1 protein-coding gene is annotated in these 315 nt (G+C 77.5%); it reads left to right on the top strand.

Annotation, left to right across the window (positions count from 1 at the left end; translation table 11 throughout):
• A partial coding sequence (locus GPK39_RS02355; protein ID WP_215673629.1) for an IS110 family transposase occupies window positions 1-315 on the top strand: 315 nt, incomplete at both ends.

Below are 315 nucleotides of genomic sequence, written 5' to 3' on the forward strand. Positions count from 1 at the left end.
ACCCGCGGCCGTGCTCGGCCTGGACGTCGGCAAGTCATCGCACTGGGCCTGCCTGGTCGACCGCGACGGGGAGGTGCTGGCCAGCGCCCCCGTCCGCAACAGGGAGGCCGAGCTCGACGCGCTGTTCGCCTCCGCGCCCGCCGGCACGCTCGTCGTCGACCAGTTCCGCAACATAGGGTCCCTCGCCGTGAGGCGGGCCCGCGCCGCGGGGCTCGGGGTCGCCCACCTGCCCGGGCTCGCCGCCAGCCGCGCCGCGGGCCTGTTCGCCGGCGAGGCCAAGACCGACGAGCGCGACGCCGCGGTGATCGCGCGGAC

The sequence above is a fragment of the Collinsella aerofaciens genome (assembly GCF_018785245.1).
GTDB classification, from domain to species: domain Bacteria; phylum Actinomycetota; class Coriobacteriia; order Coriobacteriales; family Coriobacteriaceae; genus Collinsella; species Collinsella aerofaciens_AD.